Origin of the sequence: Yoonia maritima (assembly GCF_043641945.1) — a bacterium.
In the GTDB taxonomy this organism is placed as follows: Bacteria; Pseudomonadota; Alphaproteobacteria; order Rhodobacterales; family Rhodobacteraceae; genus Yoonia; species Yoonia maritima_B.
Map to the genome: position 1 here is coordinate 1 of NZ_JBHZRX010000008.1, position 21856 is coordinate 21856.

General features: G+C 55.0%; 19 protein-coding genes and 1 pseudogene. 5 read left to right on the forward strand and 15 right to left on the reverse strand.

Translation table 11 applies throughout. From position 1 onward, the window contains the following. Positions 1–219: 219 nt before the first annotated feature. Both ACHUEV_RS15600 and ACHUEV_RS15605 read right to left on the reverse strand, forming a co-directional pair. A pseudogene (locus ACHUEV_RS15600) lies at positions 220–546 on the reverse strand (GDP-mannose 4,6-dehydratase); the annotation flags it as partial. 138 nt (positions 547–684) lie between these two features. Then, positions 685–1590 (reverse strand): LysR family transcriptional regulator, encoded by a 906-nt coding sequence (locus ACHUEV_RS15605; RefSeq protein ID WP_394181479.1) that lies wholly within the window; start codon positions 1588–1590, stop codon positions 685–687. 92 nt (positions 1591–1682) lie between these two features. Here ACHUEV_RS15605 and ACHUEV_RS15610 point away from each other — a divergent pair, with 92 nt between their 5' ends. Genes ACHUEV_RS15610 through ACHUEV_RS15620 form a run of 3 tightly spaced genes read left to right on the forward strand, consistent with a single transcriptional unit; the run spans position 1683 to position 4921 of the window. Next, a complete protein-coding gene (locus ACHUEV_RS15610) occupies positions 1683–2891 on the forward strand; it encodes an acyl-CoA dehydrogenase (protein WP_394181481.1) in 1209 nt (402 codons plus the stop codon). A 12-nt stretch (positions 2892–2903) separates the two neighbouring features. Next, a complete protein-coding gene (gene buk, locus ACHUEV_RS15615; protein ID WP_394181483.1) occupies positions 2904–4007 on the forward strand; it encodes a butyrate kinase in 1104 nt (367 codons plus the stop codon). Then, on the forward strand, positions 4004–4921 hold the full coding sequence (locus ACHUEV_RS15620) for a phosphate acyltransferase (protein ID WP_394181485.1): 918 nt from the start codon (positions 4004–4006) through the stop codon (positions 4919–4921). The genes buk and ACHUEV_RS15620 overlap by 4 nt, the downstream gene beginning before the upstream one ends. Before the next feature lie 9 nt (positions 4922–4930). Here the strand turns inward: ACHUEV_RS15620 and mmsB are convergent, their stop codons facing one another. The 12 genes from mmsB to ACHUEV_RS15680 all read right to left on the reverse strand — a co-directional run bounded on the left by mmsB (position 4931) and on the right by ACHUEV_RS15680 (position 18292). Beyond that, a complete protein-coding gene (gene mmsB / locus ACHUEV_RS15625) occupies positions 4931–5803 on the reverse strand; it encodes a 3-hydroxyisobutyrate dehydrogenase (protein WP_394181487.1) in 873 nt (290 codons plus the stop codon). Then, on the reverse strand, positions 5800–6837 hold the full coding sequence (locus tag ACHUEV_RS15630; protein ID WP_394181489.1) for an enoyl-CoA hydratase/isomerase family protein: 1038 nt from the start codon (positions 6835–6837) through the stop codon (positions 5800–5802). The genes mmsB and ACHUEV_RS15630 overlap by 4 nt, the downstream gene beginning before the upstream one ends. Continuing rightward, positions 6834–7973, reverse strand: coding sequence for an acyl-CoA dehydrogenase family protein (locus ACHUEV_RS15635; protein ID WP_394181491.1), 1140 nt, complete (start codon positions 7971–7973; stop codon positions 6834–6836). The genes ACHUEV_RS15630 and ACHUEV_RS15635 overlap by 4 nt, the downstream gene beginning before the upstream one ends. 4 nt (positions 7974–7977) lie before the next feature. After that, on the reverse strand, positions 7978–8739 hold the full coding sequence (locus ACHUEV_RS15640; RefSeq protein ID WP_394181493.1) for an SDR family NAD(P)-dependent oxidoreductase: 762 nt from the start codon (positions 8737–8739) through the stop codon (positions 7978–7980). Next, a complete protein-coding gene (locus ACHUEV_RS15645) occupies positions 8740–9921 on the reverse strand; it encodes a thiolase family protein (protein WP_394181495.1) in 1182 nt (393 codons plus the stop codon). Continuing rightward, positions 9922–11058, reverse strand: coding sequence for a phenylacetate--CoA ligase family protein (locus ACHUEV_RS15650; RefSeq protein ID WP_394181497.1), 1137 nt, complete (start codon positions 11056–11058; stop codon positions 9922–9924). Positions 11059–11074: 16 nt separating this feature from the next. Then, positions 11075–11902 carry an ABC transporter ATP-binding protein gene (locus tag ACHUEV_RS15655; RefSeq protein WP_394181499.1) on the reverse strand — a complete coding sequence of 276 codons (828 nt, stop codon included), beginning with the start codon at positions 11900–11902 and terminating at the stop codon, positions 11075–11077. A gap of 89 nt (positions 11903–11991) precedes the next feature. Next, positions 11992–13275: an ABC transporter substrate-binding protein gene (locus tag ACHUEV_RS15660; protein WP_394181501.1), complete on the reverse strand. Its 1284-nt coding sequence runs from the start codon at positions 13273–13275 to the stop codon at positions 11992–11994. A 79-nt stretch (positions 13276–13354) separates the two neighbouring features. Then, the gene (locus ACHUEV_RS15665; protein WP_394181503.1) at positions 13355–14431 is read right to left on the reverse strand and encodes a branched-chain amino acid ABC transporter permease; all 1077 of its coding nucleotides are present in this window, start codon (positions 14429–14431) and stop codon (positions 13355–13357) included. A 27-nt stretch (positions 14432–14458) separates the two neighbouring features. Continuing rightward, positions 14459–15454 carry a branched-chain amino acid ABC transporter permease gene (locus ACHUEV_RS15670; RefSeq protein WP_394181505.1) on the reverse strand — a complete coding sequence of 332 codons (996 nt, stop codon included), beginning with the start codon at positions 15452–15454 and terminating at the stop codon, positions 14459–14461. 11 nt (positions 15455–15465) lie between these two features. Next, a complete protein-coding gene (locus ACHUEV_RS15675; protein ID WP_375342201.1) occupies positions 15466–16275 on the reverse strand; it encodes an ABC transporter ATP-binding protein in 810 nt (269 codons plus the stop codon). Between the two features lie 52 nt (positions 16276–16327). Further along, positions 16328–18292, reverse strand: coding sequence for an AMP-binding protein (locus ACHUEV_RS15680; RefSeq protein WP_394181506.1), 1965 nt, complete (start codon positions 18290–18292; stop codon positions 16328–16330). A 154-nt stretch (positions 18293–18446) separates the two neighbouring features. Here ACHUEV_RS15680 and ACHUEV_RS15685 point away from each other — a divergent pair, with 154 nt between their 5' ends. Then, complete coding sequence (locus tag ACHUEV_RS15685; RefSeq protein WP_394181507.1) at positions 18447–20363, forward strand: hybrid sensor histidine kinase/response regulator; 1917 nt, start codon at positions 18447–18449, stop codon at positions 20361–20363. Further along, a complete protein-coding gene (locus ACHUEV_RS15690; protein WP_394181509.1) occupies positions 20360–21067 on the forward strand; it encodes a response regulator transcription factor in 708 nt (235 codons plus the stop codon). Before ACHUEV_RS15685 ends, ACHUEV_RS15690 begins: the two co-directional genes overlap by 4 nt. Here the strand turns inward: ACHUEV_RS15690 and ACHUEV_RS15695 are convergent. Beyond that, positions 21064–21855, reverse strand: a complete 792-nt coding sequence (locus ACHUEV_RS15695; protein ID WP_394181511.1) for a crotonase/enoyl-CoA hydratase family protein — start codon at positions 21853–21855, stop codon at positions 21064–21066. The two genes, ACHUEV_RS15690 and ACHUEV_RS15695, sit on opposite strands and share 4 nt — an antisense overlap. Position 21856 lies beyond the last annotated feature (1 nt).

The window sequence follows — 21856 nt, forward strand, 5'->3', positions numbered from 1 at the left end:
ACGGGCGAGAGTGACATTCCTGAATTGCAGATGGGTGACATTTTAGCTTTGCGGCTACAATTACGTATTCGCATAATGATAGTTATGTTAACTTAATTATGTGTTGCTAAGATCACAGTTATTACACACCGTAATACCCGCGATCCCATTTTACGTATTGTACGACCCCATCAGTAACGCTGGTCTGTGGTGCGTAACCGGTTAGCTTGCGAAGCAAGCTGTTGCCGCATAATACGACATTTGATGATCGAGCTGATCTGTCTCGCGATACGGCATTTTGGAGTTTGCGCCATAAACCGAACTTGTTGACGCAAGAAGCAAATGCTTTGGTGGAAACGCACGTGCGGCCTCTAATAACTCAAATGTTCCCAATAGGTTATCTTCTGTATAAGCTCTTGGATTGTCGATTGAGTATCGTACGCCAGCTTGAGCGGTCAAATGGACGACTGCGTCAAAACAGATCAATAGGCTTGCGCGCTGCCATGCAATTTGTGTCCGCTTTCTCAACACCCTGCAGAAAAATTTCGTGTTTGACGACAAGCCCATAGATTTCGACCCAGATACGCTTTTGCGGGCGTGTCCTTTCTTGGTTCCATCCTAATATACGGCTTCTTTCGCTGACCTGCTTAGCAGACAATTGATAAGGGTCTTGGTACACCGGCGGTCAGCGCACTTAGGGTAACTCTAGTCTAAGTCACATTGCGTTGTGGTTTTGAGCCAGCTTCCGAATGCGGCTAATGTTTCGCTTACTTCTTGTCGGTTTGGTCGGATCAGGGCGTAGGGCGTTGGTCCGTTTAGGGTTCGTGCGTGGACTTTGTGTAATGTTCCGGATGCGATTGCTTGTTGAGCAAAGATGTCAGGCAGGAGCGCGATGCCTAGACCGGCCTGGGCCGCAGAAATGACCATGTCGAAATGCTGTACCCGTGGTCCCCGCAAACGATCAATCTCCATATCCTCGCTACTCGCGAACCATTGGTTCCATAGCTCGGGCCGTGTCGCGAGTTGGATGAGCGGGTATGACGCCAGGTCAGCGAACGACAGGTTTTGACCTGCGGGGATCAGGCTGGGTGCCGCGACGGTGATCAGGGTTTCATCCAAAAGAGGCGTCACGTCGGTATCATTACCGGCCATCACCGCCCTTTGTATTGCGGCGTCGAAAGGGCTTTCGTCAAAATTCACGGGATGCAGTGCTGAGGCAAGATCGATTGAAACCTCGGGATGTGTTTTCAGAAATTCGGGTAGCCGTGGGATCAGCCATGTTGCTGCAAACGTCGGTAATACTGCCAGTCGCAGAACATCGCCGCCCCCGCCAAACCCCATGACCATTTTGGCGGATCGGTCTAGTTGGGTCAGGATATCGCGTGCTTCATAGACCATTGCGCGGCCTGCGTCCGATAGCTGTAATCGCTTTTTAACACGGTAGAATAGCTGCACGCCCAACCGTTGTTCTAACGAACGGATTGATCTGCTAACTGCACTTTGCGTCAAGTCTAGCGCGTTCGCCGCACCCGAAACTGTTCCGAGTTCAGCGCAAAACACCAATGCGCGCAGCTCTTGAACGCTAGGTGTATAGTTGGGGCGATACGTCATAATATTCCAAAAACTCATCAAGTATTGATTTTCAATCGTTATCACTTGGGTGAAAAGTTTGCTAGAAAAGCTGAAACCAGAAGGACCCTGATATGTCGCTGAAAGCAAAAGACGCCCCTGACCTGAACCGTTTCGATTTTGCAGATCCCTTCTCGCTTGAAACTCAGCTGACTGAAGAAGAGCGCATGATGCGCGACGCGGCCAAGGCTTATGCCCAAGGCAAACTGCAACCGCGCGTGATTGCCGCCTATCGTGATGCTGAAACTGATCCAGCAATCTTTCGTGAGATGGGCGAGATGGGTCTTCTTGGTATTACCATTCCCGAAGAATACGGCGGGCTTGGCGCATCTTACGTGTCTTACGGGCTTGCTGCGCGTGAAATTGAACGTGTCGACAGCGGTTACCGTTCGATGATGTCGGTGCAAAGTTCGCTTGTGATGTATCCGATCTATGCGTTTGGGTCAGAAGAGCAGCGCAAGAAATACCTGCCCAAGCTCGCAACCGGCGAATGGATTGGGTGCTTTGGCCTGACAGAACCCGACGCCGGAAGCGATCCATCGGGCATGAAGACAGTCGCGAAGAAAACAGCGACTGGCTATGTGATCTCGGGCGCGAAGATGTGGATTTCCAATAGCCCAATCGCGGATGTCTTTGTGGTTTGGGCCAAATCAGAGGCCCACGGCGGTAAAATACGGGGCTTTGTACTGGAAAAAGGCATGAAGGGTCTGTCCGCGCCAAAGGTTGGCGGAAAGCTATCGTTGCGCGCCAGCATCACGGGTGAAATCGTGATGGATGGTGTCGAGGTTGGTGAGGACGCGCTTTTGCCAAATGCCGAAGGCCTAAAGGGGCCTTTTGGGTGTTTGAACCGCGCGCGTTATGGCATCAGCTGGGGCGTGATGGGGGCTGCCGAATTTTGCATGGATGCGGCACGCCAATACGGTCTGGACCGCCAGCAGTTTGGCAAGCCTTTGGCGCAGACCCAGCTGCATCAGCTCAAGCTAGCGAACATGCTCACGGAAATCAGCCTTGGACTGCAAGCAAGCCTGCGTGTTGGTCGCCTGATGGATGAAGCAAAAGCCGCGCCAGAGATGATTTCGATCATCAAACGCAACAACTGCGGCAAGGCGTTGGATATTGCGCGGATGTCTCGGGACATGCACGGCGGCAATGGGATTTCAGAGGATTTCCAGATCATGCGCCATATGGTGAACCTTGAAACGGTTAATACATATGAAGGCACTCATGACATTCATGCACTGATCCTTGGCCGTGCGATCACCGGGTTGCAGGCGTTCTTTTAAAGCCGAGAGATCATGAAAAAACCACTGATCCTCACCATCAATCCGGGCACCACCACCACCCGTCTGGGGCTGTTTGAACCGGCTGACGGGACTGTCATTTGCGTCACGGAAACAACGATTGAGCATGATGAAACCCGGATGGCAGAGTTCGCTACGATCTCGGATCAGCTAGATTTTCGTGCGCAAGAGATTGCAGGGTTCCTTGCCGATTTGCCGGATGATGTGTCGCTTGTCGCGGTGGCCGGTCGAGGTGGGATGCTAAGCCCGGTCCCGGCGGGGGTAATTGCGGTGAATGACACGCTTGTCGATTTTGCGCTGAACACGCCCGTCTATAGCCATGCGTCCAACCTTGGCGCGCCTTTGGCCCAGGCAATTGCAGAGCAACACAAGATTGACGCCTTTATCGTGGACCCCGTTTCGGTGGATGAACTGCCTGATGTTGCCCGCATCTCTGGCTTTCCCGAAATCGCACGGTTTTCATTCGTTCATGCCCTGAATATTCGGGCCTGCGGGCGGAGATTGGCAGATGAATTGGGTAAGCCGTTTGAGGCACTAAATGCCGTCGTAGCCCATATGGGGGCAGGAATTTCTATCGCTGCGATCAAAAACGGACGCATCGTTGAAAGCTCTAACCGGATGGAAAATTCGCCGTTTTCGCCAGAACGTGCGGGCGGGCTGCCGATCATGCCGCTGATTGCGCTGTGCTATTCCGGGAGATATTCCGAGGCTGACCTAAAGAAAAAGCTATACGGAAACGGCGGTGTCTTTGCCTATCTTGGGACCAAAGACATGCGTCAGGTCGAAGAGTTGATTGCAAAGGGCGATACGCAGGCGGCGTTGGTTTGGGATGCAATGCTGTATCAGATTAAGAAGACCATTGGTGCGATGGCTGGCGTGTTGGATTTTGAACCAGACGGGATCATTCTAACGGGCGGCATGGCACACTCAGCCAAGGTTATTGCCACCTTGACATCAGGGTGTAAGGCACTGGCCCCGATCCATATCTACCCCGGCAGCTATGAGAGCGAAGCGCTCGCCTCTGGCGTGGCACGCGTTATGGCGGGCATGGAAAAGGCGATGATTTGGCCCTTCACACCAAACGGGAAAACCGCATGACGATCCGCACTTTCGATGAATTGGAACGCCAGATGTCAAAGCGCCCGCCGCTTCGGGTCGTGGTTGCCGGCGCTGATGACAGTCGCGTTTTGGATGCTATGTCTGCGGCCGCCAATCATGGACAAATTAGCAAAGCAATTCTGGTTGGTGACGCCGCCGAAATTCGCCGCCTAATACCTGCTGACTTGTCGGAAATCGCGGAAATCATTGACGCCCAAGACGCGGGTAGCTGCGCAAACCTAGCCGTCGCCAAGGCGCGAAGCGGGGCGGCTGATGTCCTTGTCAAAGGTAATATTAGCTCTGCTCCCTATCTGCGGGCGGTGGTGAACAAAGATACAGGCCTACGTAAATCCAGCGTGCTGTCAAACCTGACATTGGCCGAGATGCCATCGCTTGACCGGCTGATCGGTGCGACGGACAATGGGATTATCGTGCTCCCTACCCTCGCGCAAAAGCGTGGGATCCTGCAAAATAGCCGTGCGTTTTTTGCGGGCCTTGGCATCGCGAACCCGCGTGTCGCAGCGATCGCTGCATCGGAAAAGGTGACAGATACGCAACCAGCCACGACAGACGCAGCCGCCCTTGCTGCGGAATCGCAACGTGGTGATTTTGGCGGGATGCGTGTCGAAGGTCCGTTTGGTTATGACGTCGCGGTGTCTGCGGCGGCCGCAAAGGCGAAAGGTATGACTGACGACCAAGTCGCTGGCCGTGCCGACCTGATCCTATTTCCAAACATCGAGGCCGGTAACGCAACGGTCAAAGCATGGAAATTCCACGGAATGGCCCGCACCGCCAGCATCGTTTTGGGCGCGTCGATCCCTGTGCTGCTCAACTCGCGATCAGACGGGGTTGAACAACGCAGGTTAGGATTGGTCCTTGCACATGCCGTCATTGCCGGGTTGGAACAGGCCTAACAGCCTGATTTATTCCCGTGATTTAGAAGCAAAACGCGGCAGCATTGCCGAGAAATCTTTGCCAAGACCGTCTTCGTTTTCGACAAACTGCGCGTAGAGCCCGAGCGCAAGCTGCCCCATTGGCGTGTCTGCATCAACGCTTCGCGCGGCCTGCTGGGACAACCGTAGATCCTTGAGCATCAATTCAGCGGCGAAACCGGGCTTGTAATCATTGTCGGCCGGGCTTGGCACGCCAACGCCGGGCGCCGGGGTGTATGCATTCATCGACCAGCTAGAACCCGAAGACGTCGACACCACATCATAGAGCTTCCGACGATCCAGCCCAATTTTATCAGCGAGCGCAAAGGCCTCGCAGGTGGCGATCATCGTGGCGCCTAGGATCATGTTGTTGCAGATTTTTGCGGCTTGCCCTGCCCCGGCATCACCGCAATGCACCGTCTTTTTTCCCATAATATCCAGCAACGGCGTCATGGCGGCAAAAGCCTTGGCCGATCCACCAGCCATAAAGGTCAACGTGCCAGCCTGTGCGCCGCCGATACCACCAGAAACAGGGGCATCAAGGCTTTCCAAACCATGCGACGCGCAAAGATTTGCGACCGCGCGGGCGCTTTCGACATCCACTGTCGAACAATCGCAAAGCACGGCACCTTTGGCCATCACAGGGATCAGCTCATCCGCGACGCCCCGCAATATGGCACCATTCGGCAGCATTGTTATAACGACCTGCGCGTCTTTCGCGGCATCGGCTAGGGACGCCACCGAATTCACACCCTCTATCGTGATGCCAGCCACATCAAATCCAGCAACCTCGTGCCCCGCCTTTGCCAAATTGGCCGCCATCGGGCCACCCATGTTGCCTAGGCCTACAAATCCAATTTTCATAATACTGTCTCCAAATTCAAAGCTTCGCTGCCAAGGTCCGATAGCATCGCGTCAACTTCGGATGATGTGACATCCGAGATCGCAGCATGTGCCCAGTTTGGCGCATTGTCCTTATCAATAATCGCGGCGCGCACGCCTTCGGGGAAATCGCCCTGCGCTACGGCACGCGCGGTAAACCGAAATTCTAGCGCTAAGGCATCGCGCAGGCCGTGTGTGCCGCGCAGTGTTTTCAAAACTGCCATACAGCAAGACAGCGCAAGCGGCGCACCGCGCTTAAGCCCCTTAACTGCGCGCTGTGCAAATTCAGTATCTGAATCCTGCAAATTAGCAGCAATCTTATTCAAAGTGTCTGACGCGAAATAGCGGTCTATGGTTGCCAGATCGTTAGCCATCGCACTGGCTGGTGCCGTGCTGGCAAAATTCGCAATCTCGGCAATGTCGCCCGTTTGAACGAGTGCCGATTTCAACTGATCCCACTGATCATAGGCGACGAATGTATCAGCAAACCCCGCAAATATCGCGTCGCCCGGCCCCATACGCGCCCCCGTTAGCCCAAGGTAGCGCCCCAAAAACCCTGGCGCGTTCGCCAATAGCAAAGACCCACCAACATCAGGCAAAAGCCCAATGCCGCATTCTGGCATCGCGATCTTGGTGCTTTCGCAGACGATACGGTGTGACGTGTGACAGCCAAGCCCAACGCCCCCACCCATCACGAACCCTTGCAGAAAACTGACAATGGGCACCGGGTATTCGGCAAGCTTGGCGTTCAAACGGTATTCGTCTTGCCAAAATTTGCGACCATAGGCGATATCACCGCGCTGTGCGCTTTCATAAAGGCTCGCGATGTCGCCGCCTGCGCAAAACGCCTTGTTACCAGCGGCTTCGATAATAACCAGACGGACACTGTCGCGCCATTCGTCAAGCGCGGCTTCGATTGCCAAGCACATCTCGTGCGTTAGCGCATTCAGCACATCGGGGCGGTTCAGCGTGATCCGCCCGACATGGCCGTCGATCCGGCAAGATACATCATTCATTTAGCCAATAGCCCTCGGCTGACAATCAAACGCATGACTTCGTTGGTGCCTTCTAGGATTTCATGCACCCGTAAGTCACGCACCAGTTTTTCGATTCCGTAATCCGCAAGATAGCCATAGCCACCATGCAGTTGCAGGCAGTCATTCACAATTTTCGATCCGGCTTCGGTGACGAATTTCTTGGCCATGGCGCAGTAGTGCGTGGCGTCCGGTGCACCTGTGTCCAATTTCCACGCCGCCTGTCGTAAAACCACCCGCGCGGCCTGCAATTCAATTTCCATATCAGCAAGACGGAATTGCAGGGCTTGGAATTGGTCGATCGTTTTCCCAAAGGCCTTGCGTTCGCCCATATAGGCAATCGTTTTATCAAGTGCCGCTTGCGCGGCCCCCAACGAACAGGCCGATATATTCAGGCGCCCGCCGTCCAGCCCGGCCATCGCATATGAAAACCCTTTGCCTTCATCCCCAACAAGGTTGCCAGCGGGGATTTCGCAATTGTCCATTTGTACCTGACGGGTCGGTTGCGACCGCCAGCCCATCTTGTCCTCAAGCCCGCCAAAGGTCAGGCCGTCAGTGCCGTCTTTGACGATCAATGTGCTCACGCCTTTGGGGCCATCTACGCCTGTGCGACACATGACGATATAGGCGTCGGCATAGCCGCCAGCGGAAATAAACGCCTTTGTCCCCGTCAACGCATAACCGGTGTCGGTGCGCACGGCTTTGGTTTTGAGCGCGGCGGCGTCCGACCCGGAACCCGGTTCCGTAAGGCAATAGGCAAGGAAGGTGTTCATGGTCACGACGTCCGGCAGCATCTGAGCCTTCAACGCGTCCGACCCAAATTTATCAATCATCGCAGCGCACATATTGTGGATCGACAGCAAGGCCGAAACCGATGGGCAAGCCATGCTCAGTGCTTCGAAAATCAAGGTGCCATCCAGCCGGGACAGCCCCGCGCCGCCAGCGTCCTCAGAAACAAACAGCCCGCCAAACCCTAGTTCAGCCAGTTTCGGCCACAGGTCTTTGGGGATCTCGCCTGCCTTTTCCCATGCCTGCGCATTGGGTGCGATCTCGCTTTCGCCAAACGCTTTGGCCATGTCAAAGATGGCCTCTTGTTCTTGTGTTAGTGCAAAATCCATTGCGTCACCTCGGAGCTAAGCGAGCGGCACCGTCAAGGCGGATCACGCTCCCGTTTAGGAAATCGTTTTCAATGATATGCATCGCAAGCGCTGCGAATTCTTCTGGGTCACCAAGCCGTGCAGGGTTCGGGATGCCTTGTGCCAATGCATCCTGCAGCTCTTGGGTCATCGACGTTACCATGGGCGTGCCAAAAATGCCGGGTGCGATTGCCATGACCCGGATCTTGTCCCGGGCCAGATCGCGAGCCATCGGCAGCGTTAGACCAACGATCCCACCCTTTGACGCGGCATAGGCCACCTGCCCGATCTGTCCTTCAAAGGCGGCAATCGACGCGGTGTTGATAATCACCCCGGTGCAATCGGCATCGATCCCGGCGGCAACCATCCCCGCAGCGGATTGCGACGCGACATTGAATGACCCGACAAGGTTGACGTTGATCACCGTCTGGAAAAGCCCCAGATCATGCACGCCATTGCGGCCAACCGTTTTCGCGGCTGGCGCGATGCCAGCACAGTTCACGCAGATACGTTCTTGGCCATGTGCCGCGCGCGCAGTGTTTAGTGCTTCGGCAACGCTGTCCGCATCGGTCACATCCGCTTGGGCAAATAGTGCACCCAATTCGGCCGCCCGTGCGGCCCCTTTTTCAGCATCGCGGTCGATCAGTGTGACCTTGGCCCCAGCGGCACAAAGCGCAGCGGCAACCGCGCTTCCCAGCCCGGACGCGCCCCCAGTAACAACCGCCGCGATGTCATTTTCAATTTTCATTTAGTCAGGTCTTTCCACTGCAATCGCTGTCGCTTCGCCACCACCCAGACAGACAGCGGCAATCCCGCGTTTTAGCCCGCGTTTTTCCAACGCGTTCAACAGGGTCACGATAATCCGGCTGCCAGAGGCGCCAATCGGATGGCCCAATGCACAGGCACCACCGTTGACGTTTACAATATCGCGCGACAATCCAAGATCACGGATGAACGCCATTGCAACGACGGCAAAGGCTTCGTTCACTTCCCACAGGTCTACATCACCAACGGACCACCCCAGCTGATCCAGCAGCTTTTGCGCGGCATGAACGGGTGCTGTCGTGAACCATTCGGGTTCATGGGCAAATGTTGCGTGGCCTTTGATCACGGCCCGCGCAGTTAGGCCCAGTGCGTCAGCCCGTGATTGGGACGCCAGAACCAATGCCGACGCCCCATCAGAGATAGAGGATGAATTCGCCGCAGTAACCGACCCGTCAGGTTTAAAAGCTGGCTTGAGCTGCGGGATTTTTTCGGGGCGTGCATTGCCGGGCTGTTCGTCGGCGTCGACAGTGACATCACCCTTGCGGGTTTTCAGCGTGACCGCTGCGATCTCATTTGCGAAATGCCCGCCATTTTGGGCCGCAACCGCATTGGCCAGCGACGACAGCGCGTATTGATCCTGCTCTTGGCGGCTGAATTGGTAACGCTCTGCGCATAGTTCGGCAAAAGCACCCATCAAAGTACCTTTGTTATAGGCGTCTTCTAAGCCATCGAGGAACATATGGTCTTTGAGCGATGCATGCCCAAGCCGCGCACCGCTGCGCGTCGTTTCCGACAGATATGGTGCGCCAGACATGCTTTCCATACCGCCAGCGACAGCCATGTTCAGCGTCCCGCAACGGATTTGATCGTAGGCGAGCATCGCCGTTTTCATGCCAGAGCCGCAGACCTTATTCACCGTAGTGCATGGCACATTGATCGACAGGCCCGCACCTAATGACGCCTGACGCGCGGGCGCTTGCCCTAGTCCGGCGGGCAAAACGCACCCCATCAGAACTTCGTCGATGTGGTCGCGGTCGATCTTTGCGCCGTCAATTGCGGCACCGATGGCATGCGCGCCTAATTCGGGCGCGGTCATTGTGCTTAGCCCGCCTTGAAAGCCCCCGATGGGCGTCCGGGCGGCTCCTACGATTACAACATCATCCATCTAATTCTCCACGGGTCTTTGGTCATCAACCAGCACACCATCGCGCGGTAAATCACCTTTGGCCACAGCTACGATTTGCGTTCGAAGCTTTAGAATTTCAGCAGCCGAGGCAGCGATTGCTTCGGTGCCCGACTCTTCGGTTTCAACCTTCAACGTCACCACGTCCTTTGTGCCGTCAAAACCGATTTCAACGCGGGCACGGTGGATTTCTGGGTGGCGGGTCATCAGGCTTGCCACTTGTTCTGGTCGGATGAACATGCCCTTAACCTTGGCCGCCTGATCTGCACGACCACGCCAACCAACAATACGCTTTGGCCCCGATGTGGCTGGCATAATGGCACTAAGATCACCAACAGAGAAGCGTAGCAAAGGATAATCGGGGTTCAAAACGGTCACGACGACTTCGCCTATTTCGCCGGGCGCGACAGGTGTGCCTGTCCCTGGCGTGACGATTTCGACGATCACGTCATCATCAATCACCATGCCATCGATGCTATCCGCCGTTTCATAGGCAATCAGGCCGACATCAGCGGTGCCATAACATTGGCGACATAGGATGCCCCGGTCCTCATAGGCCTGCCGCAGCTTTGGAAACAAAGGACCTGCCGTCACCGCGGCGCGTTTGATCCGGCTTAGATCCAGACCAAGTTCATCACCTTTGGCCAAGATCGCGCCCAGATAGTCAGGCGTGCCGACATAGGCGGTTGTGCCAATCGTGGCGGCGACTTCAGCCTGTTGGCGGGTGTTGCCGGGGCCGGCAGGAAAGACAGTTACGCCAATCGCACGCGCACCGCTTTCGAACATCGCCCCTGCTGGGGTGAAATGATACGCAAAGGTGTTCTGCGCGATATCACCGGGGACAAACCCCATCGCGGTTAAAAAGCGACCGAACCGCCACCAATCGGGGCCAGTACCACCGGGTTCATAGATGGGACCGGGTGACTGAAAGATCGTCGCGACATTTTTTGCGGCGACCGCGCCAAAGGGCGGGTTGTCCGCTTGGGCTTGCAGCAACGCGCCTTTGCGCATGACCGGCAACGTTGCCAGTGCGGCGAGGCTATCCAGCGAGATATCATCGGGCAGCAAGGCATTCAGCGCCTTTAGCTGCTCTGCTTCAAGTTGGTCATGGGTTTTCATTTGATAATCCCTCCCATTACGCCAGCCACCGTTTGCGGCGCCGATAGCTGCGTACATCGCGGAATGATTTGCGGCCTTCGTCTGACATACCAAGGTAGAATTCCTTGACGTCTGGATTTTCGCGCAGCTCTGCGGCGGGGCCTTCCATCACGACGCGGCCGCTTTCTAGAATATAGCCGTGATGCGCGTAACGCAGCGCAACATTCGTATTCTGTTCGGCCAACAGAAATGACACGCCTTCTTTTTCGTTCAGGTTCTTCACAATCGTAAAGATTTCTTCGACCAGTTGCGGGGCGATCCCCATTGATGGCTCATCCAGCAAAATCGTTTCAGGGCGTGACATCAGCGCGCGGCCAATGGCGCACATTTGCTGTTCCCCGCCAGAGGTAAAGCCCGCTTGGCTTTTGCGGCGTTCGCGCAGGCGTGGGAAATAGCTATAGACCATTTCAAGGTCCGCTTTAATATTCGCTGCCCCATCGGTGCGGGTATAGGCACCTGTCATCAGGTTTTCTTCGACGGATAGGTGTTCAAAACAGTGACGGCCTTCCATCACCTGTACGACCCCGCGCTTGACCAGCGCCTCGGGGGATAGGTTTTGGATGGGTTTGCCGTGGTATTCGATCTTGCCCTTGGTGACTTCGCCGCGTTCAGAATGCAGCAAATTTGAAATCGCCTTTAGGGTTGTTGTTTTGCCAGCACCGTTACCGCCCAGCAAAGCCGTAATGCCGCCCCTTGGGACAGATAATGAAACACCCTTCAGCACCAAAATCACGTGATTGTAGATCACTTCAATATTGTTGACCTCTAGCAACGTATCCGTCGGGGTCGCGGCTGACTTCGTCATTAGTATGCTCCGTTTGTGCGTGGGGTCGCTGTGAAAATGGGTACGGGCGGTGGTGAACGGCCCCATTCAGGGGCCGTTCAATTGTTAGTTTATAGGCAACCGGGTGTGATGTTGTTCTCGGCGGCAAAGGCGGCGGCATCTTCCGTCACCAATGGGCCAGTCACGCTATCGTCGGGTGCGATATAATCGGTCAGCGCAGTCCAAGTGCCCGATGCAGCGTCCCATTCTTGGACGATACCAAAGCCGGTGCCGCCGTGGTCCTGGCAAGACACAGAAAACGCCGGGCCGATCTGGGCCATACCCAGTTCTTCCATGCGTGCATCTGTGATCTCTAGCGCCTCCATGCCGTCACGCACCATCGCTGGTGTTACTTGCGCGACACCATGGATTTCTTGCGCTTTAGCGATCGCTTCGGCGGCCAACATCGCAGCGTACATGCCACGTGTGTAAAGCACCTTACCGATGTTGGACCCGTCGCCAGCAGCGTTACCCGCGTCGTGAACCAGCGAAGAAATCTCTGCAAAGACAGGCAGATCATCGATCCGGTTCATGTTCAGTGACTTATAACCGTTGGCAGCAGCCCCGGCTGGGGTCACGTCATGTTCGGCACCTGCCCACCAGTTCCCGATAAAGTTTTCCATTGGGAAACCAATGTTGGCGGCTTCTTGGATTGCGACTTGGTTCATCACGCCCCATCCCCACATCAGAACATAATCAGGACGTTCACGGCGGATTTGCAGCCACTGTGATTTTTGTTCCTGACCAGGGTGGTCAACGGCGATCTGCGTCAAGTTAAACCCGTGCATTTCAGACAGGGTTTCCAGCGTACGGATCGGTTCCTTGCCATAGGCAGAGTTGTGGTAAACCAGCGCCAGTGTTTTACCGTCCATTGATCCGCCGTTTTCATCCAGCAGATAGTTCACCATCACGGATGCAGCGTCCCAGTAGTTCGCCGGATAGTTAAAGACCCAGTTGAACACTTCGCCATCTGCCGCAGATGTACGGCCATAGCCCATCGTGTGCAGCGGAATCTGATCTGCGGTTGTTTTTGGAATTAGCTGATACGCGATGCCAGTCGACAGCGGTTGATAGATCAACGCGCCTTCGCCTTTTGTGGATTCATAGCATTCCACGCCGCGTTCGGTGCTATACCCTGTTTCGCATTCGAGGATACGAACCGGCTCCCCTCCGATCCCTCCGTCGCGTGCGTTCAACAGGTTAAAGTAGTCTTGATACCCATCAGAGAATGGTGTGCCACCCGCCGCATATGGGCCGGTGCGATAGCTAAGATCAGGGATCACAAGTTCGGCCATCACAGGCGCAGCCGTCACTGAGGCCGCAATGGCCAAAGCGGCCAGTTTCTTCATCTTCATTGGGTTCTCCTCCCTTGGTTTACCAATAAGTCGTGCAAGTGCCGTCATTGCGGCTTGGCGGGTTGATCCCGCCAATCGGTTAATGTGGGAACGGCCATAGGCGCAGTTTCTCTTTGGTGACGCGCCATAGCTGCGCGAGGCCGTGTGGTTCTTTGATCAAGAAAAACATGATCAGCGCGCCGATAATCACCAGCTGCAAATGGCTGACCAGATCCGTCGGCCAACCCATCAGGTCGCTGCCAACAAACTTCAGCGCGACCGGCAGTAGCACAAGGAACGCGGCACCTGCGAAGCTGCCGAAAATCGACCCAAGCCCGCCGATAATCACCATGAACAAGACGAGGAATGACTTTTGAATGCCAAAGGCTTCGCCAACCTCGACCGCGCCAAGGTAAACCGCAAAAAACAACGCGCCAGAAATCCCGATAAAGAATGACGAAATCGCAAATGCCGTCAGCTTTGTGCGTAGCGGGTTCACACCGATGATTTCGGCGGCAATATCCATGTCGCGGATCGCCATCAGCTTACGGCCAAGCGTGCCCCGCGTCAGGTTACGCGCCACCACGGCGCAGACCGTCACAAAGACCAGACAGATCATATATTGCGCCCAGGGTGCCGCGTTTGGACCTGTCACCGCGAAAGGGCCGACAAACCGCTCTGGCGCACTGATCTGACCGGAAGCGGAATAGTTGTAGAACCAACCGACCTTGTTAAACAGCCACACCAAAAAGAACTGCGCGGCAAGCGTAGCAACGGCAAGGTAAAACCCCTTGATCCGCAGCGAAGGCAGGCCAAAGGCCGCGCCGACCATTGCTGTGATGCCGCCAGACACCAAGATGTGGAACACGATGTTCACATCCGGGAATGCCGTCATTAATTTATAGCAAGCATAGGCACCCACCGCCATGAAACCACCGGTTCCAAGGCTCACTTGCCCGCAATAGCCCGTCAGGATGTTCAGCCCAATCGCAGCGATCGCATAGATCAAGAACGGCACGAAAATCGCGTTCGCCCAATAATCGTTGATCATGAATGGGATCACCAGATAGGCGACGGCCAGCACCAGCCAATACCGATAACGATCAAATTTGATCGGGAAGGTTTGGTTATCCTCGGCGTAGGATGTTTTGAAATCACCGGCTTCACGATAAAACATCAGAGCGCTCCTTGGGTGGGTGTCAGATCATACGCGTTCAATAATTCTCTCCCCGAATAGACCCTGCGGGCGAAAGACGAGAAACAGCAGCGCAAGCACATAAGCGAACCAGTTTTCCGTGGCCCCGCCAACAAGCGACCCAACCGTATATTCAAACAGCTTTTCCCCCATCCCGATGATCAGCCCGCCAACAATCGCGCCGGGGATGGATGTAAACCCACCCAGCATCAGCACAGGCAGCGCCTTAAGTGCGATCATCGAAAGCGAAAACTGCACGCCTGATTTCGCGCCCCACATGATCCCCGCGACAAGCGCGACAAAGCCAGCCAGTGACCAAACCAAAATCCAGATGAAGTTCAACGAGATACCAACCGAAAGTGCGGCTTGGTGATCATCTGCAACGGCGCGCATTGCGCGGCCATGTTTCGTGTATTGGGAAAATGCGATCAGCGACGCGACCAATAGGATAGCAACGATAGTCGCGACCATATCTAGCTTGTCGATATAGAACCCGTAAAAGTCATCACCGCCCCAACCGACAGTCATGTCCTCTAACCAGCGCGACCCACCTTGGGGCAGACCCAATGCAAGCGTCTTGATATCTGACCCCCACATCAAATCGCCAACACCTTCAAGGAAATAGGCAAGCCCAATCGTCGCCATGAACAGGATGATCGGCTCTTGTCCTACCAGATGGCGGAACACGAACCGCTGAACGCCCCATGCAAAGCCTATCATGACAACAATCGTCATCAGGATCGCAAGCACCGCAGGCACATGCCAGCCAAAGTGATGGATATTCGTCCCCAAGACCGCGTTGATGATATGGGCAAAGGGCACTTGCCCCTCCATGATCCCGGCAAGGGTCAGCGCGGCAAACAGCGCCATCACGCCTTGGGCGTAGTTGAAAATCCCCGAGGCCTTAAAGATGAGCACAAACCCAAGTGCGACAAGCGAATACATCACGCCAGCCATCAGACCGTTGATAAGCACCTCAACAAGGTAAAGAAAGTCAGTCGACATTGCGCAAATCCTTAATCATGGGCCACGCCTAGATAGGCATCAATCACTTCTTGGTTGCCGCGCACTTCGTCGGGGGTGCCATCCCCAATCTTGCGGCCATAATCCATCACAACCACCCGGTCGCTTAGGTCCATCACAACGCCCATGTCGTGTTCGATCAGGGCAATTGTGGTGCCAAATTCGTCATTCACATCTAGAATAAAGCGGCTCATATCCTCTTTTTCTTCGACGTTCATGCCGGCCATTGGTTCATCGAGCAGCAGCAATTTGGGGTCCGCGGCAAGCGCACGCGCCAGTTCGACGCGTTTTTTCAAACCGTAAGGCAAACGGCCCACCGGCGTTTTGCGGATCGCTTGGATATCAAGAAAATCAATGACGCGTTCCACATGGGCGCGGTTTTCAATCTCTTCGCGCTCTGCGGCACCTTTCCAGATCGCCTGTTTGATGATGCCCGCCTTCATGTAATTCAGACGACCAGTCATGATGTTGTCCAGAACGGTCATGCCTTCGAACAGCGCGATATTTTGGAACGTACGCGCGATGCCTTGGCGGGCAACCTGATAGGGTTTCATCGCAGGACGCAGCGCACCACGGAAATAGACCTCGCCTTCTTGGGGTTTATAGAACCCCGAAATGACGTTGAGCATCGACGACTTCCCTGCCCCGTTCGGGCCGATGATCGCGCGAATTTCACCTTCGCGAATGTCGAACGAAATGTTCTTGATTGCCTCGACACCACCAAACCGCAGGGTGATTTCACGCAGGTCCATCAGGACGCCGCCAATCGTGCGGCCGTCTTCGGTCACATAAGAGTCTGCCATGGCGTTCATGCGGCCTCCGAACAATGAGAAATTTGAGATGGGATTTGGCGCATCATTCCGCCGCCACTTTTTGTGGGGACACGGGGATGACACTGGCGTCACAGGCTTGCAGCGTCGCCTTGATCTTGCCTTTGCGGCCGTCCTCATAGGTCACTTCGGTTTCGGTATAGACCGACGCCGATCCATCATAGAGAGCCGTGACCAAATCATCGTATTTGTCGCCAATGACTGCGCGGCGTACCTTGCGGGTGCGGGTCATTTCACCGTCGTCGGCATCCAATTCTTTATGCAAAACCATAAAGCGGTGAATCTGACAGCCTGCCAGCATTTCGTCTTTGGCCACCGTTTCGTTCACCGCATTCACATGACCTTTGATAATCTCTAGCACCTTGGGGTGCTGTGAAATCTCTTGATACGACGAATAGGCGATGTTGTTGCGTTCCGCCCAGTTCCCCACGGCAGTCAGGTCGATATTGATCAACGCGCAGCAGCGATCTTTGCCAGCGCCAAATACCACGGCCTCTAGGATATTGGGGAAAAACTTGAGCTTGTTTTCGACGTATTTGGGCGCAAACAGCGCGCCTTCTTGCATTTTAGATACGTCTTTGATGCGGTCAATAATGCGCAGGTGACCTGATTTTGGATCAATGAAACCAGCATCGCCCGTAGCAACCCAGCCTTCTGGGTCTTTCGTCGACGCGGTGCTTTCTGGGTTCTTGTAGTATTCGACGAATGTACCGGGGGACCGATACAGAACCTCGCCCGCATCGGTGATCTTTAGCTCAACACCCGGACTTGGGACGCCCACGGTGTCCGATCTAACCTGCCCATCTGGCTGCTGCGTAATGAAAACGGTAGCCTCGGTTTGGCCGTACAGTTGTTTAAGGTTGATCCCAAGCGAGCGGTAGAAATCGAACAATTCGGGACCGATCGCCTCGCCTGCGGTATAGCCGACCCGCACGCGGCTGAACCCCAAACGGTTCTTAAGAGGGCCGTAAACTAGAAAATCACCGACGGCATATTTCAGACGCGCCCATAACCCAACGGGTTCACCGTCTAGAATGCGCGGACCGACCTCTTTCGCCTGCGCCATAAAGTAATGGAACATCTTTTGTTTCAGACGGCTCGCGTCCTCCATCCGGATCATCACTTGGGTCAAGTGGGCCTCAAAGATGGCGGGGGGCGCAAAGAAATAGGTCGGGCCAATCTCGCGCAAATCTGCATGCATCGTGTCCGCGCTTTCCGGGCAATTGACGCAAAACCCAGCCCAATAGGCGTGACCAATCGAAAAGATGAAATCTCCGACCCAAGCCATCGGAAGATAGGCAAGCGTCTCTTCCTTTTCAGTTAGGTGATCAAACCCGGCGGTATTCTTGGCGGTTTCAATGACGTTACGGTTGGACAGCACAACACCCTTAGGGCGGCCCGTTGTGCCGGATGTGTAAAGCATCACGCAGGTATCATCATAGGTCAGCGCGTCGGTCAGCGCCTTCAGCTTTGCCTTATCCCCGCTTTCACGGCCCTTGGCCTGAACATCGGCCAATGACGTCATGGCAGCGTGGTCGTATTTCCGCAGCCCCTGCCCGTCGTGATAAATAATATGCGCAAGACCGGGCAGATCTTCGCGGACGTCCGCAATTTTATCGACCTGTTCTTGATCACCAACAATCGCAAACCGTGCGCCGCTGTTGTCCAAGGCATAGGCGATTTCTTCGGCAGCTGCGTCTTGGTACAGCGGGACAGGGATAGCGCCAGTCCTTTGCACTGCGACCATCGACCAATATAGCGCTGGCCGGTTACGCCCAATGATCGCGACACGATCACCTTTGACCACCCCAAGCAACAAAAGCCCAAGCGCAAGCGCCTCTATTTCCTTAGCAGCTTCGGACCATGTCCAGCTTTGCCAGATGCCAAATTCTTTTTCGCGGTACGCCGGACGTTGGCCGTATAAGGCGACGTTACGTTCCAGCAATTTGGGCACAGAGGTAATATCCCCTGCGTGCGCATCGGCGTTCATTAATGGTCTCCTCCCAGTGAGCGCTGAATCATCAACAGCTCCACAAGAGGTACCGTTGCACATCCCGCGACATAAAAGAATATTTGAAACCTAACGAATTCCAACGAAGGCTGTTGGCGCTTTGCGGACGCAAAATTGCTGCTAGGATAGCGGCATGAAAAAGACACCTATCGAGCTGTACGAGATGACCTTGTCAGGGCTGAACCTGATCAAACAAGCCATCTCAATTCATGATGCTGACCTCAAGCTCATGGTCGCGAACCGCCAATTCCAAAAGATGTTCAATTTGCCCGACCATCTGGTGAAATCAGGGGCCGAATTTCGCGATATCCTGACCTATCTTTCGGAAATGGGTGACTATGGGCAGATCGATGACATCCCGTCATTTGTACAAGAAAAGATCGACCTCGCGCTTGGATTTCAGCCCCATTATTTTGAACGTTCACGCGCGAATGGCACGTTGATTTCCGTCGAGGGCAACCCGCTTAGCCAAGGTGGCTGGATATCAGTGTACACCGATATCACAGAGGTAAAGCAGCAAGAGGAATTCATTCGTTCACACGCCGAAAGCCTTTCGGACGAATTGATCAAGCGCTCTGAAACGCTAGCCCAGACCAACCGCCGGATGACCGCGACCGTTACCGCGCTTGAGGCGACGAAACAGGAACTGACAGATAGCCGCGAACAGCTAAATCTGATCAGCACAATGACACCCGCACATATCGCGCATGTCGATGCAAAGGGGATCTATACCCATTCCAACGGCAAACTGCACACGATCCTACCCAACGCTGGCGCAAAGATCGTTGGCAGCAAATTTAGCGAAACACTGGGCGAGACCGTCTGGCGACAGGTGGAACCACGTTTCAATAGCGTCTTGCAGGGAAATCCGTCGATCTCGGAACTTTATGACGAGGTATCAGGCCACTATATCCGCTTGGCGATGACGCCAGATTTGGACGATGAAGGTGTGCATGGTTGCTATATTCTATCGATGGATGTCACCGACGAAGTATCAGCGCGTACCGCATTGGCCCATGCCCGCAGGCGCGAATTGGCGACGCAATTGACCAGCGGCATGGCGCATGATTTCGCGAACCTTTTGACCATCATCATGGGCCAACAAGCCCAGCTCGAGGCCCGCGCCCCCCAAGACCCGGACATCGCCCAAATTAGCGCGACAATAAAATCCGCAGCCAAACGCGGTGCCGAACTGATTGAAAGCCTGAGCCTGGTTGAAAGCCAACGCAACCTAGACCCAGTGGTCGTCAATATTCCCACATTTCTGGACAATTTCAGCCAGCTTGCCCGCGCCGCTGTCCCCAGGGACATTGAGCTAAGCATCGTGGCCGACCTACCCGACAGCCGGCTTATCTTTGACCCAGGGTTTGCGCAGGATGCTTTACTGAACCTCGTGCTGAACGCTTCCGAAGCAATGAAAGGCGTTGGCCGCGTTGGCATTCAACTGTCACGTTCGCAACAACATGTCCTAGAAATTCGCGTGGACGACGAAGGGCCGGGATTTAGTGCCGACGGGCTGAACAACGCATTGGCACCGTTTTATTCGACAAAGACCGGGAAGGTCGGCAGCGGCTTGGGCCTATCCGCTGCCTTTGATTTTGCCAAATCCTGTGGGGGTACTTTGCGGTTGAACAACCGGCACGATAGGGGCGCGTCTGTCAGCTTGCGCATTCCCTATAAGGCAGTGAAAACCCAGCAGGCAGGGCTTATCTTGCTTGTCGATGACGACGATGATGTACGCGAAACCGTGCGCCAGCATTTACGCCAAGCAGGCCACGCCGTGATCGAGGCGATCTCTGTCACAGAGGCCCAAAAGCTGGTGCATATCGACGGGCTAACCCATGTGGTGACGGACCTTGCGATTGGACCATCTGAAACCGGACTTGATGTTGTTGAAATTGTCCCAGACCACGTGCCGGTTTTGATCATCACTGGCCTGCCACGATCCAATGCATTGCGCCAAACGGCTGAACGCGATCACGTCGTGCTAAGCAAACCTTTTCACTTTGATGCGATGGAAGACGCGCTTTTGAAGGCGGAAATGCGATGAGCGCCAGCAAACAGATCGCTATTATTGAAGACGAACCAGAGGTTCTTGCGCTGCTGTCCACCACGCTGACAGATGCAGGCTACGACATTAAGACCTATTCGCATGCGGTTGATTTTGAAGAAGCACTTGCTGAATCTCCACCCGATCTTTGCATCGTTGATCTGGGCCTGCCGGACAAAGATGGGCTTGGCGTGGTCAGCAATATTGCCGCGCAAAGCGATGCGGCGATCCTCGTTATTTCCGGGCGCACCGGGTTGAACGACCGGATCACCGGGCTGGAACTGGGGGCTGATGATTATCTGGCCAAACCCTTTGAACCCAGAGAGGTCGTCGCACGCGTTCGCGCGCTCATCCGGCGTCGCGCCGCAACGACATCACCTGCTGAAACGACCATCTATCGGTTCTCAGGCTGGGAGGTGGATTTTGCCACCTTTTTGCTGACAGATGAAAAAGGCGCGACGCAACGGTTGTCAGCAAGCGAGGCATCTTTGCTATTGGTGTTCTTGAAAAGCGCGAAGCGTTTGATCACCCGCGAACAACTGCAAGTCGCCCTTGATGACCGAAGCGATAGCATTTCCTTTGACCGAACAATCGACGTGCGCGTGTCCCGACTGCGTTCGAAACTGAACGACAAAACAAGAAACCCCAAGATCATCAAAACGATCTATGGGGCCGGATATATCTTTATATCCGACGTGACCTAGCGCGGCATTGCCCAGCTTGGTTTGCGTTTGGCAAAGAACGCCTCGATGCCCTCTTTGGCTTCGGGGTGTTCCCAGACGTCAGCCAGCCGCGCAATGCTATCGTCCACCATCGCATCTGTGATCGGCGTACCCATCTCGCGGGCTAATTTCTTGGCTGCCGCCACGGCGTTTGGTGCGGCATCTAAAAAGGGAGAGATTTCGGCGTCGACAGCCGCATCCAGTTCATCTGCGTCACAACATTTAGACACGATCCCCAGTTTTTCGGCCTCTGGCGCATCGAAAATACGGGCTGACAGCATAATCTGGCGCGCGCGCCCTTCGCCCATGCGGTTGATCACATAGGGGCCAATTGTTGCGGGTATCAGCCCCAACCTTGTTTCGGTCAGGCCAAATTTTGCGCCCGCCTCGGCGATAACAATGTCGGACACACAGGCGATCCCGACACCACCGCCAAAGGCACCGCCGGTGATCTTTGCGATCAACGACAACGGCATGTCATTCAGGGCACGCAGCATATCTGCAAGTTTGCGGGCCTCTGTCATACGCGTCGTGCGATCCGCCGCGATTTGCGCTTTCATCCAGTCCAGATCACCACCGGCACAAAAAACCTTGCCCCGCCCCGACAGAACCACAACACGCATCTCAGGCCGATCCCTGGCGGTTCTGGCGAAATGCGTTAGTTCTGCAATCATCGTCGCGGATAGCGCATTGCGTTTTTCCGCGACATCCAGCGCAAGCGATACAACACCGTTTTGGTCAACACTGACATCAAGCGTTTCATATTCCACG